This is a genomic window from Nocardia sp. CDC159 (assembly GCF_023740735.1).
Lineage (GTDB): Bacteria > Actinomycetota > Actinomycetes > Mycobacteriales > Mycobacteriaceae > Nocardia > Nocardia pulmonis.
The window spans coordinates 143,529-156,532 of record NZ_JAMRXH010000016.1; the positions used below are offsets into that span (position 1 = coordinate 143,529).

Here is a 13,004-nt window from a genome sequence, read left to right on the forward strand (position 1 = left end):
GTCGGGTTGGGCCTTGCCCTCCGGATCGTGCACACGCTGATGAGCGTCGACTCGCTGCCGGTGCGCATCTGGCTCGCGGCCGTGGCCACCCCGATCATCGTCGCCCTCGTCGTGGTCGCGGTGCGTCGGCGATCGGCCCCACCTCAGCGCGCGGCGTAGCGCGTCGGCAAACCCTGAAAACGCCAACGGCTCCCCGGCGCACAGCCGGGGAGCCGTTCGGAACGAACTCGCTACAGTCCCTTGCTCATATCGATCTGCTGCGTGGGCTGATCGTCGGCGCCCACCCCGTCGGGGCTGCGCTTGCGCACCACCCGGCCCGGCTTGTCGGCGCCGCCGCCGCGCACACCCAGCACGAGGCCGACGATCAGCACGATCGCGCCGAGCACGCCGAGCACGATCGGCAGGATGCGGCTGTACAGCGACAGCTCATCGGAGTACTTCTTGGCCTCGGCGATCTGCGAATCGATGGTCTTGGCGTCGAAGACCAGATTCGACTTCAGCGCGGTCACCTCGGGCTTCTCGGCCGTGCGCGCGTAGTACAGGTGCAGCTGCTCCGCGCCCTTGACGACGGTGCCGGTCTGCGGCTCCACCCACACGTCGCGGACATTGGTGTAGAAGCGATCCATGGTCACATCGCCCTCGCCCTCGACGCCCCACTTCGCGGCGGGCAGGGTGAGCTTGTTACTGGGCGAGTTCACGACCTTGGCCAGATCGGTCGCCGGGATCTGCTGCTGGAAGTGGTAGACCTTCAGATCCTTGATCTCGGTCTCTTCGATGAACTTGATGTCGTAGGTCTTGCGCACGTTGTAGTCGAAGTACGGATAGTCCTTCTTCTCCGTGCCGATCGGGAACCGGTACTGCAGGCCGGTGTGCTGCACCGGATCGGCGACGCTCTCGCCCTTGCTGTTCACCGTGGCCGCGATGGAACCGTTCGGATCGGTGTCGACCGGCATACCGGTCTTGCGGTCGATGGTCACCCGGTCGATGGTCGCGGTGAGCAGGCCGGTATCGCCCTGCTTATCGATCCGCCGCAGCGTCTGACCGGCCTGGACGGTCATCTGGGTCTTGTCCGAGGGCTCCTCGACGGTGACGAACCGCTGCGAGATCAACGAGACGTTTTGATCGATCTTGGCCGGACCCGTGCCCGAGGTCAGGGATTTCGCGTCCAGCACCTCGCTGGGCGCGTTCGGGTTGTTGGTCGCGATCGTGGTGATCTCCAGATCGAGGGGAGTCTTGGCGAGCTGTCCCACCGCATACGTAGGAATCAGCACCGCCGCGACGATCAGCAGCGTGCCGAGCCCCACGAGTACGCAGGCCACCGTCCTCTTGGTACCGGCACCGAGTGCCATGCAAACTCTCCTCGTCGTCGAACAGGCCGTTACCGGGCGGTCACTCTGCCGCCGTGAGCCCCGACACTAACAGTCGTGCACCCATTCATGCCCAGCTGAGGCCCGAATCTCCCACAATCCGAGCGGGAATTCGCGCCGTCGCGGCGACCGGGCACACTGGAGCGCGATGAGCACGACCGTGACAAACCCCGCCGCGGCGGATTCGAGCGCGCGGAGCCGGGTGGCGCCGCGGGCGTTCATACCCGCGCTGGAGGGGATGCGCGCGCTGGCCGCGCTCGGGGTGGTGCTCACCCATGTGGCGTTTCAGACCGGGGCGACGAGCATGCCGGTGCTGGGCCGCGTCTGGGAGCGGTTCGATATGGCGGTGGCCGTCTTCTTCGGCCTGTCCGGATTTCTGCTGTGGCGTCCGCACGCCGCGGCCGCGCGCGACCACGGCGCCGCCCCGAGCGCCCGGCGCTACCTGCTGCATCGCGCCGCGCGCATCCTGCCCGCCTACTGGGCGGTGGTGTGCGCGGTGCTGATCCTGCTGCCGTCGGCGGCGCAGTCGGCCGGGTGGCGGGTGTGGCTGGCGAATCTGGCGCTGCTGCAGGTCTTCGTGCCGCTGACGCTGACCGACGGGCTCACCCAGATGTGGAGTCTGTCGGTGGAGGTCGCCTTCTATCTCGTGCTGCCCGTACTGGCCTGGGCGCTGGTGCGCACGCGCGCGCCGCGCTGGCGGGTGGGCGCTGTCGCGGCGCTCGCGGTGGTGAGCCTGGGCTGGAACTTCCTGCCGGTACCCACTCCGGAGGCCATTCACTCGGACAACTGGTTGCCCGGCTATCTGCCCTGGTTCGCCGCGGGCATGCTGCTGGCCGAACTGGTCGAGGACGCCTCGCCGCGCTGGCGGCGCATCGCCGGAAACCGCTGGGCCATGTGGACTCTGGCGGCGGTCGCCTTCGGATTGGCGACCACCGATCTGGCCGGACCGGCGGGACTGACCCGCGGCGCGCCCTGGCAGTACGCGATGAAGATGGGACTGGGTGCGCTCATCGGCTTCGGCCTGCTCGCGCCGCTCGTGCTCGGCGATCGACGACACCGACTGCTGGAGAGCCCGGTGGCCGCGACCCTGGGCCGCTGGTCCTACGGCATCTTCATCTGGCATCTGGCCGTGCTGTCGATGGTGTTCCCGGTCTTCGGGATCATGCCGTTCGCCGGGCGCTTCCCGTACGTGCTGGTGCTGACGGTGGCGTTCACTCTTCCCCTCGCCGCCGCCAGTTACGCACTCGTGGAAGAGCCAGTGCGGCACTGGGTTCGGCGTCGCTTCGGCTGAGTGCCGCGATACCCACCGCGACGACCGCGACCACGGCCGGTAACTGCACCCACAGCGATCCGCCCATATATCCCTGCGGCGAGCGCCACGGACCGGTGGACAGGGCCGCGGCCGATACCGCCGTGCCCAGTCCGGCCAGGGCGACCAGCGCCCTGGGCATGATGCGCGGGAAGTATCGATCGGCGACGAGTCCGGCCGCGGTCAGTCCCACCGCGACCGGTCCGGAGATCAGCAGCGCCGCCGCGGTCAGCCCGGCCGCCGCGGCGATCCGGGAGCGCCAGGTGCGGGGCGGCGAATCCCCGGATGGCATCGGCTCTTCCGCACGGCGTCGCCACGGGACGGCCAGCGCGATCAGGGGGAGAAGCAGCAGCAGTCCGCCGAAGATGGCCCAGCGGTACCAGCGGTCGATGGGGAATTCGACGGTCACCGGCCCGGTCGCGCCCGCGGGCAGCAGCCAGCCCTGCTCCCAGCCGTCGACCACGATCGGGTCGAGGGCGCGGCCGTCGGCGGTGTGCGCGCGCCAGCCGACATTGGTGCTGAGCGGAAGTACCAGCAGCCGGGTGCCGGGCGGGGCCGCAATCGGTTGCGGCGCGGCCTCGTCGCGGTCCAGGCGCAGCTCGTCGACCGAGAACAGCTCGGTCGGCGCGACCGTGACGTCGACCCGTCCCGGCGGCAGTGGCACCGGATCGGCGTCCGCCGCGCAGACCCGGGCCGGAACCGGTGCGCCGGAACGCAACTGATCGGCCGTCGCGGTCACCGAGGTGTGCACCAGGCGTCCGGCCACCGCGAGCGTCGGGCCGTGCGCGCAGTCCACGGTGACCGTACGGTCGGGTGCGGCGGGCGCGGGATAGTCCGGACCGAGCACCGCGACCTCCGCCAGCCCGGGGGGCTGCTGCATGGTGAAGCCCAGCGCGGTGCGGTCCAGCACGGTCTTCCAGTCGTTGATGCTCAGCTCGATGCGGTCGGTGACCCGCGGGCGCAGCTCGAGCCGCAGTGGCGTACCGGATTCGGCGTCGGGGTCGAGATCGCGAATCTGCGGTCCGTCACCGAGATTCACCGCCACTGCGGTCGGCCGGGCGGGCAGCGCACCCAGCGACGGGGTCACCTCCAGGTCCGTCACCAGGGCTGGGCGGGGCAGTTCGAGGGTGAGGGTCGGCTTGGCCCCGGCCGGATTTCGCACCGTATCCTCCGGCGCGATCCAACTCGTCCGCGTATCCCCGTCGGTGGCGGCGAAGGCCGAGCCGCGCAGGTCGCCGACGTCGGCCTTACCGCGGGCGATCGGCCGGTCCGGATCGGTGAGCAGCGCCTCCAGCGCGGGGCCCTGCCGGGTGCGGACGGTCAGCCGCGGCGTGACCGGCATCGGCTCGGGCACCCGCAGGGTGCGCTCGAAGGCCCCGGGCTCCTCGGCCGGAAGTCCCAGCCCCTTACTGCAGCGCACCCGGTCGGGGGCGTCGAAACAGCCGCTGCGGCCCGGGAATTCCTGCCCCAGATCCCAGCCCCGCACTCGCGTGCCCGCCGCGATCGGCGGCAGCACGGTGCGATGGCGAATGTCGACCGACACCGGCGCGGCGCGATCGGAATAGTCCTCGAGGGAGAGTTCGCTGATGCCGAATTGCCCGCCGCCGGTGCCGTTCTCGGTGCGGGTGGCGGTGATCGTGAGCCAATCGACGCGGCCGGGCGGCAGCGAAACCGACACGGGCACACCGGGTTCGGAGATGCGTGCGGCGACCGTGCCGCCCGCCGTGCGGATCTCGACCCACTTCACCGGATCGCCGATCGCGGCCGGGCTGGTCGTCAGGTGCAGCAGGCCGGTGCGGATGGGGTGGTCGAGGTCGAGCCGAACCCATTGCCCCACCGCGTATTCGGCGCTGTTGCTCAACCATGCCGTGGACGGATCGCCGTCGACCATCGCCGCGGTGGAACTGCCCGGCGCGGCCCCGCCGAGCTGGGTGGCATCGGCCGCCGAACTGGACGCGGTGACCACCGCGCCCGACCATTCCCCCTCGACCAACCGCTCACCCGGCACCGGATAGTCCGGTACCAGATTGTGCGTGCGTCGCGCATCGGTCGGCGCGCGCAGGGCGGAGTTGTGATTGTCCACCCGGCCGAAGTCCGCCTCGCGATCCATGGGCGTATCGGTGATCATCACCGACCCACCCGACAGACCCGCCCGCTGCGCGTCGGCGGCCAGCAGCGCGGGTCCGGACGCCGCATCGGCCCCGCGCCGCAGGCGTTCCAGTACCTCGGGACCGCCGCGCACCACCGGCACCGAATCCAGCGGCACCGTGTACGCCCCCGGGAACGCGCCGGGCGCGCCCACGCCGGAACGGAGGTCGGCCGGTGTGCCCGGCCGGGGCTCGCTCACCCGGTAGATCTCGATAGCCGGATAGGCCGGGCGCAGATCGCCGTCGGTGACCAGGCCGTCGCCGTGGCCCACCTCGATATCGTTGCCGAATTCGGCCACCTTGGTCAGCCCGGGTGAGTCCGCGATGGCCTGATGCGCCAGCATCGGCCGGGTCGAGCGCGAGGTGTCCGGGTCGAGATCGTTGCGCAGCACCAGAATTCCGATGCCCTGGGCGATCAGCGTCGGAGCAAGGGCGGTCGAGCCTCGCCCGTCGGCGATCAGCCGCTGCACCGAATCCATTGCCCGGATCGCGCCCGGCGGGGTGAGCGGGACGGCGTCGCGCACCGCCCACGGCGTCGTGGCGAGGGCCTGCAGCGGCTCGTCGCGGGTCAGTCCCCAGATCTGACTGCCGAACGGCGCGCCGGGCACGACGAGTGCGCGGGTGTCGGAGGCGTTGCGCGCCAACCAGTCCGCGGTCTCGCGCCAGTAACCGGGAACGTGGTCGTACGCACCGCGCGGGGCGAGCCTGCCGGTCCAGGCCAGCGAGGTGGACAGCGTCAGCGCGGCCAGGATCAGCGCGGTGACGGCCACCATTCGATCCCGCTCGGGATGGGCGAAGGCAGTGCGCCACACCGGCATCGGCACCGCGGCGGGCAGCGGCACCCGGCGCAGCAGATGGGCGAGCCCCATTACCAGTGGGATTCGGATCAGCGGCTCCAGCTTGTGCACATTGCGCAGCGGCGCACCGCCGGAATCCAGGAAGATTCGCACCGATTCGGCGAACGGCCCGCCGAGCGGTCCCGCGTAGCCCGCGCAGATTCCGGCCAGCCCGACGATCAGGATCAGCGCGAACCGCCCGCGGCACGGCATCGATCGCAGCGCCAGTCCGGCCATTCCGGCCGCCGCCAGCAGCCCGGTCGCCAGCACCGCGGCGGGCTGGGTGACCAGCACCGCCCCCGCGATCCGCTCCGGCGAGACGAACGGCGTCCAGCTGTCGGTGCCGCGCAGCACCTCACCCAGCGACGCCCACTGCGTGGTGACTCCGGAGGATTCGATGTAGTCCAGGAACGGCGGGCTGACCCGGCCCAGCACCAGCAGTGGCACCACCCACCAGAAGGTGGCCAGGACCAGTAGCGGAATCCAGGCCCGGGTGAAGCGCCACCAGGCGCGGTTCGGCCGATACGACGCCCACCACAGCGCGGCGGGCAGAAATGCGGCCGCGGTCGCCACCGCGTTCACCGCACCCATCAGCGCCAGCGCGAGCGCACTGCCCGCGGGCGAGGCGGCGCCCCGCTTCGGTAATCGCAGCCGCCCCAGCGCCGCCGGGGCCAGCAGCACCCAGGGCGCGAGCATCATCGGCAGCGTCTCCGACGAGATCGACCCCAGGGTGGTCAGCACCCGCGGCGACAATGCGAACGCCAGCGCCGCCACCACGCGCGATCCGCGCGATCCGATGCCCAGCGTCTCGCACAGCCGGACGATGCCCCAGAATCCGGCGAGAACAAGCAGCGCCCACCAGATTCGCTGAATCACCCACGCGGGCAGCCCGAGCACATGTCCGAGCGAGAAGAACGCGCCGTGCGGAAAGAAGTATCCGTAGGCCTGATTCTGCACCTGCCCCATCGGCGCCTGACTGCTCCACAGATGCGCCGCGCGCTGCAGAAAACCCAGAGGATTCTGGGCCAGATCGTATTTGGTGTCGGCGACCGTATTCCCCGGCGCCTGGCCGAAGGTGAGCAGGAAGGCCGCGACCACCGTCCCGGCGAACCAGCGCCGTCCTAGCGGTGCGGTGGAATCGACGCGAGGGGGCGAATCAGCGAGCGCCGTACTCAACGTTGTTGAGCAGCGACGACGAGGCATTGCCGCTGCGATCCACATCGGGCCGCGAATTTTGCGCCATGGCCATGGTGATACCGAACACCGCGACCACACCGAGCACAGCCCCGGCGACGGCGCTCGCTACCCCAGGAACGGCAAACTTCATCGCGGTACTCCCATACATCGACGCAGGCGTATTCCGAGTCAACCTACAACATCGACGGGGAACCGGTCAGTCGGGCGCGGTCAGAACTCCGGCAGCGCACACCGCAGCCCGCCGAGCAGGGTGCGCAGTTTGGCCGTGGTCTCGTCGAGTTCGGCCTGCGGATCCGAGGCCGCGACGATGCCGCCGCCGCCGAATGCGCGGACCGTGCGGCCGTCGGCGGACAGTTCCGCACAGCGGATCGCGACGACCCATTCGCCGTCGCCGCGGGCATCGCACCAGCCCACCGCGCCGCCGTAGAAGCCGCGCTCCTCCTCGAGTTCGGTGATGGTCTCGAGGGCGAGATCGGTCGGCGTGCCGCAGACCGCGGGGGTCGGATGCAGCAGGACGGCCAGATCGAGCGCCGTGGTCCGCGGATCGCGCAGGCGGCCGCGGATGGGCGTGGCCAGATGCCACACCTCGGCGGTATTGATCAGCTCGGGCTCGCCGGGGACGGTGAGCTCGGCGCAGACCGGGGCCAGCCGCTCCCGGATCCAGTCGATGACGAAGGCGTGTTCGCAGCGATTCTTGGCGCTGGCCAACAGCTCTCGCGAGCGTCGCGCATCGCGCTCGGGATCGGCATGCCGCGGTGCGGTACCGGCCAGCGGGCGCAGCGTGACGATCTCACCGTGGCGGGCCACCAGCACCTCCGGCGTCGCGCCGACCAGGGTCGCGCCGGATCGCCCGGCCGGGGTGAGATCGACGGCGAAGACATTGGCCTGCGGATGGCGCGTCAGCAGATGGGCGGCCACCACCGTCGGATCCAGTGGCTCGTCCGCCGCGGCGAGCAGCGAGCGTGCCGCCACCACCTTGCGCAGCGGCTGCCCGGGGTCGGACAGCTGCTCGACCAGCTTGGTCACCCGCGCGACATGTTCGGCGGGACTCGGTATCTCGGTCACGACCCGCACCGGCGGCAGCGCGGGCAGTGCCGCGGGCCGCCACGGCCCGGCGGTGTGCTCGGCCCGCTCGGGCACGCACAGCGCGGCCGGATCCCGGGGATCGAAGGGCAGCGCTCCCACCACCAGCTCCGCGCCCTCGCGCAGTGCGGCGGCCGCTCGCCCGGCATCGTCGAGGGCGCGCCGGACCCCGGAGGCCCGCAGCACACCCCCGGGCTGCGCGAGGAGAAAGCCGTCCATGCCCCGACCATAGCCCGCACCGGCGCCCGAACGGCCGGGCAGCGATCGAAATCTCAATCAGACGGCAACCGACAACACCGCGCTCAGCGCCTCCAGCAACGTCCGCTCCGGCTCGGCCACCGGTCCGGCCGCCCGCCACGCCACATGCATATCGGGCCGCACCAGCACGCAGCCGTCCTCGCCGATCTCGCGCACCCGGGCCCAGTCGTCGTAGAGGTCGGTGTGCGTGCGGCCCGGGCCGATCACGTGGGCGGCGATCTCGATGCCGAGTTTGTCGGCGACGGCCACCGCGGCGTCGGCCCAGGGCTGTCCGCCGATGCCGGTGAGCACCGCGAAGCGGCCGTGGCCGCACAGATCCAGGGTGCTCACCCGATGTCCGGTGGCGGTGCCCAGCCAGACGTGCGGCAGCCGCGCGCCGGGATGGGTGGTCGGGTGGTAGTACAGCTCCGGATCGCGGGTGTAGCCCGGTTCGGCGGTACCGTCGCCGACGATCGCGCCGGAGCGGTAGCGCTGGCCCAATTCCACACCGTGCGCGTTGAATTCGTAATCCTTGAGCTCGAGCGCGGTGCGCAGTTCGCGCCGTTTGCGCGCACCCGCGGGGGTGTCGTCGCGGCGTTCGGCGATGGCCGCCCGCATCGTCTCCGGATCGCTGGTGTCGTCGATGCCCAGCGCCGCCAGGATCGCGCCGAACTCCTCGATGCTCTTGTTCGCGCGCAGCACCACCTGCCTGCCCACCGGCACCCGCTCCGCGCTGTAGGAATCCAGCAGCGCCTCGCCCGCAACGCCTTTCAGAACGTAGGCCAGCTTCCAGGCCAGGTTGTAGGCGTCCTGGATCGAGGTGTTGGAGCCCAGCCCGTTCGACGGCGGATGCCGGTGCACCGCATCGCCCGCGCAGAACACCCGCCCGGCCCGATAGTCGGTGGCGTACATCCGGTTGTTGCCCCACAGCGAGGTCGAGCGAATGGTGACCGGAATGGTGTCGTCGCCGATCAGCTGATGTGCGATGCGGGTGGCGGCCGCGTCGTCGATATCGGGCGGTGGTCGGTTGATGTCGTAGCCCCAGACGATCAGCCATTCGTTCCACGGCCGCACCATGCGCACCAGCCCGAGACCGATACCGCCGACGTCCGCGCCCGGTCGCAGCACCCAGTAGAGCACGCTGGGCCGATGCGCGACCAGATGCGAAAGATCCGCGTGGAACACGATGTTCATGCTGCCCGCGACATCCATCCGGCCCTCGAACGGCAGTCCGATATCGGCCGCGACGGCGCTGCGGCCGCCGTCCGCGCCGATGACGTACTTCGCCCGGACGGTGAATTCGGCCCCGCTGACCCGATCGCGCACCCGCACGTCGACGCCGTCCGCGTCCTGGGTGAGCCCGAGATATTCGGAATCGAACCGGATGCGCGAACCGCGCGCGGCGGCGTGCTGGATGACGATCGGCTCCAGATAGTTCTGTGGAATATCGCAGTTCTGGCTGGGACTGGCCAGCGTGTAGTCGGCCTCGCGGGCCGGATGGGTGCCCCACGCCCGCACCCGGCCGAGCTCGTCGCCGGTGAGGCTGGTGCAGAACACCGTCTGCCCCATCAGCTCGTGCGGGGTGGCCCGGGCCAGCACATCGTCCTCGATGCCGAGATCGCGGAATATCTCCATGGTGCGCTGATTGGTGATGTGGGCGCGCGGGGTGTTGGCCGTGTAGCGGTACTTGGTCAGCACCAGATGGTCGACGCCGAGCGTGGCCAGCGCGAGCGCCGCGGCGCCGCCCGCGGGCCCGCTGCCGATGATGAGGACGTCGATGTCGATGTCGGGGGCGGTCATGGCCGAATCTCCTGGGCGAGCGCGATATCGAAGGTCATGCGGTGATACGGCCGGTCGCGATGCGTGCCGTCCGGTCCCGGACCCGGCGGATGTTCGATCGCGTCGACGACGAGACCGTCCCTGACCCCGAATACCGCGTCGCTGTTCAGATACGGATCCCCCGCCACGAAGATATGCGTCACCAGCGTGCGGTACCCGGGCGCGGCGACGCGAAAGTGCAGGTGCGCCGGCCGCATCGGGCTGCGCCCGGCGGCGGCGAGCAACTCGCCGACCGGACCGTCGTGCGGGATCGGATACGGCGCGGGCAGCACCGACCAGAACCGATACGTCCCGTCGGTGGCGGCGGTGAGGCGACCGCGTCCGGCGCGGCGGTCGCCGTCGTATTGCACGTCGTAGAAGCCGTCCGCATCGGCCTCCCACACATCGATGCGCGCCCCGGGAATCGGTTCGCCGGAGCTGGACCGCACCACCCCGCTGACATAGCACGGCGAACCCTTCGCACCGCGCGCGATATCGCCGCCCAGCTCGATCTCGGGGGCGTCGTCGACGAAGAACGGCCCGAAAACCGTGGGCTCCGTGGCCTTTTCGTCCTCGGGTGCATTGAGGCCGATGGTCAGCATCGATAATCCCAGCACATCGGAGAGCAGGATGAACTCCTGCCGGGTAGCGGTGGTGATATGTCCGGTCCGGGTGAGGAACTCGATGCCGCGCGCCCACTCGTCCTCGGTGAGACGGACCTCGCGGGCGAATTCGTGCAGATGCCGGACCAGGCTCTGCATCACCTCGCGCAGGCGCGGCGGGGCGTCGGCGAAACTGGCCGAGACCTCGTCGGTGAGCGGTTCCGCGTGGATGTGTCGGTCGGTCATGGCTGCTCCGGAGCGGCGGTGCCGGACCAGGCCGCGGCGAGCAGGGCGCGCAGCGCGGTGCGGTCGGCGGGCACGGGGTTGTCGTCGGGTACCACGGCGGTGGCGAGTGCGGCCGCCTCGTCGAGATCGCCTGCGGCCAGGCCGATCTCGCACAGGCTGGTGGGAATGCGCAGCCGCTTGGCCAGGTCCCGCAGGGCCGCGACCGGATCGGCGCTGTGCAGTGCCCGGCCGATGCGATGCACCGCCTCCGGCGCGCCCGGGGCATTGAGCGCCAGCACATACGGCAGCACCACGGCGTGGGTCTGGGCGTGCGGCAGATCGTAGGTGCCGCCGAGGATGTGGCAGAGCTTGTGGTGCAAACCCGATCCGGCGGTGGCGAAGGCCGAACCGGCCAGATACGCGCCGTAGAGCAGATCCGGGGCGGCGGCGTCGCCGGTGCCGTCGGCCAGGGCGCGCAGCCCGGCGCCGAGCGCGCGGATGCCCTCCTCGGCGATCACGTCGACGCTGCCGTTGCGACCCGGCCCCCAGAACGCCTCCACGCAGTGCGCCAGGGCATTGAAACCGCTTGCCGCGGCCATACTCTGGGGCATCGACCGGAGCAGTTCGGGATCGTAGACGACCAGCCGCGGCAGTACGGCCGGATGTTTGCCGGTGCGCTTGTGCCCATGCTCGGTCAGGCCCCACACCGGCGTGACCTCCGACCCGGCGTAGGTGGTGGGCACGGCGATGATGGGCAGTCCGGTGGTGAGGGCGATGGCCTTGGCGGTGCCGACGGTGGAGCCGCCGCCGATGCTCAGAATGGCGTCCGCCTCCGCGGCGCGGGCGCGCTCACGCGCGGCCTCGGCCACCGCGACCGGCACGTGCGGCCGCACGCCGGTGAAGGTCCCGGTGATCAGGTCCGACAGCGAGCACAGCAGATCCGCCGAAATCCGTTGTCGCGCCGGACTCGTCACGGCGAGCAGCCGGGTGAAACGCAGGCTCTCGATCTCGTCGCGCAGCTGACGGCGCACCGCGCCCGGTCCGAAGACGATGCGCTGCCGCGGTATGTCGTAGGTGAATTCGGGCATCGGCTCACCTCCCTCGATCTGTGTCCCGTCTCACAGTCGCGTACCGGCTGGTATATGTCCAATACGAAATTCCTCGCTCAGTCATACGATCGGGTATGGATCTACGCCAGCTCGGATATTTCGTGGCCGTCGCCGAAGAGGGGTCGGTGACCCGGGCCGCCGACCGGCTGCACGTCACGCAGCCGCCGCTGACAGCCCAGATCAAAAGGCTCGAGCAGGAACTCGACGTGCGGCTGTTCGTCCGGCACCGCCGCGGCGTGGATCTCACCGACGCCGGGCGCGAGCTGCTCGGCAAGGCGCGGCGCATCCTGTCCGATATCGCCGAGGTCACCGAGTCGGTGCGGCATATCGGCGACGGCCGCGCCGGGCGGCTGGCGCTGTCGTTCGACTCCGAGACGGGTTGGGGGGTCGTGCCCGGACTGCTGGCCCGCTATCGCCGGGAGCGGCCGCACGTGGTGCTGGACTACGCCGAGGAGCTCGGCACGGCCGTGCTCGACGCGGTGCGGTTGCGCCGCAGCGAGATCGGCATCGTCCACCTGCCCCCGGTCGAGGTCGATCCCGACCACGAGCATCGGCTGGACATCGCGGTGATCCACCGCGAGCCGCTGGTGGCCGTGCTGCCGCGGGCCCTCGCCCAGCAGCACGACGGCCGGGTCGATCTCGCGGATCTGGCGGCCGAGCAGTTCTTCGCGCCCACGCCGGGGGCCTGGGGCGGGCTGTACGCGCATCTGACCGAGGCGTGCCGGTTGGGCGGTATCGATCCGGCGATCCGGATCGTCGCGCAGCTGGCCACCGCGGTGGCGATGGCCGGGGCCGGGCACGGTATCGCGCTCGCGCCCGCCGCGGTGCGCTCGCTGTGCGGTCCCGCCGTGGTGACACTGCCGCTGGCGCGGTACGTGCCGGTCGTGGAGACGGCCGTGGTCAGCCGTCGCGGCGATGCGCTGTCACCGCCCGCGGACGGCTTCCGGCGGCTGGCCATGTCCACTCCCGAACCCGATGTGCTCGGCCCGGAGCTGGCGCCCGGCCGCAAGCGCGCCGACGACTCCTGGCGCTGGTTGCAACAGCGCTGAGTCGCAACGGATTTGGCTCACCTTC

General features: G+C 70.8%; 10 protein-coding genes. 3 read left to right on the forward strand and 7 right to left on the reverse strand.

Annotation, left to right across the window (positions count from 1 at the left end; translation table 11 throughout):
- The first annotated feature begins 27 nt into the window (after window positions 1-27).
- On the forward strand, window positions 28-159 hold the full coding sequence (locus tag NDR87_RS37460; RefSeq protein WP_286014171.1) for a hypothetical protein: 132 nt from the start codon (window positions 28-30) through the stop codon (window positions 157-159).
- Window positions 160-230: 71 nt separating this feature from the next.
- On the opposite strand, the gene NDR87_RS29125 is transcribed toward NDR87_RS37460, so the two are convergent.
- The gene (locus tag NDR87_RS29125; RefSeq protein WP_251916598.1) at window positions 231-1,349 is read right to left on the reverse strand and encodes a DUF3068 domain-containing protein; all 1,119 of its coding nucleotides are present in this window, start codon (window positions 1,347-1,349) and stop codon (window positions 231-233) included.
- Window positions 1,350-1,515: 166 nt separating this feature from the next.
- On the opposite strand from NDR87_RS29125, the gene NDR87_RS29130 reads away from it, so the two are divergent.
- Window positions 1,516-2,658: an acyltransferase gene (locus tag NDR87_RS29130; protein ID WP_251916596.1), complete on the forward strand. Its 1,143-nt coding sequence runs from the start codon at window positions 1,516-1,518 to the stop codon at window positions 2,656-2,658.
- Here NDR87_RS29130 and NDR87_RS29135 read toward each other — a convergent pair.
- The 6 genes from NDR87_RS29135 to NDR87_RS29160 form a co-directional block, all read right to left on the reverse strand.
- Window positions 2,579-6,835, reverse strand: coding sequence for a DUF3367 domain-containing protein (locus NDR87_RS29135; RefSeq protein ID WP_251916594.1), 4,257 nt, complete (start codon window positions 6,833-6,835; stop codon window positions 2,579-2,581). The genes NDR87_RS29130 and NDR87_RS29135 overlap by 80 nt on opposite strands.
- Window positions 6,816-6,986 carry a DUF2613 domain-containing protein gene (locus tag NDR87_RS29140; protein ID WP_251916593.1) on the reverse strand — a complete coding sequence of 57 codons (171 nt, stop codon included), beginning with the start codon at window positions 6,984-6,986 and terminating at the stop codon, window positions 6,816-6,818. Before NDR87_RS29140 ends, NDR87_RS29135 begins: the two co-directional genes overlap by 20 nt.
- Before the next feature lie 80 nt (window positions 6,987-7,066).
- Entirely contained in the window at window positions 7,067-8,158 is a 1,092-nt protein-coding gene (locus tag NDR87_RS29145; RefSeq protein WP_251916591.1) for an isochorismate synthase MenF, read from the reverse strand.
- 57 nt (window positions 8,159-8,215) lie between these two features.
- A complete protein-coding gene (locus NDR87_RS29150; RefSeq protein ID WP_251916589.1) occupies window positions 8,216-9,976 on the reverse strand; it encodes an FAD-dependent monooxygenase in 1,761 nt (586 codons plus the stop codon).
- Window positions 9,973-10,842, reverse strand: a complete 870-nt coding sequence (locus tag NDR87_RS29155; RefSeq protein WP_251916587.1) for a dioxygenase — start codon at window positions 10,840-10,842, stop codon at window positions 9,973-9,975. The genes NDR87_RS29150 and NDR87_RS29155 overlap by 4 nt, the downstream gene beginning before the upstream one ends.
- Entirely contained in the window at window positions 10,839-11,909 is a 1,071-nt protein-coding gene (locus NDR87_RS29160; RefSeq protein ID WP_251916585.1) for a maleylacetate reductase, read from the reverse strand. Before NDR87_RS29160 ends, NDR87_RS29155 begins: the two co-directional genes overlap by 4 nt.
- A 95-nt stretch (window positions 11,910-12,004) precedes the next feature.
- On the opposite strand from NDR87_RS29160, the gene NDR87_RS29165 reads away from it, so the two are divergent.
- Complete coding sequence (locus NDR87_RS29165) at window positions 12,005-12,979, forward strand: LysR family transcriptional regulator (RefSeq protein ID WP_251916583.1); 975 nt, start codon at window positions 12,005-12,007, stop codon at window positions 12,977-12,979.
- Window positions 12,980-13,004: the final 25 nt, after the last annotated feature.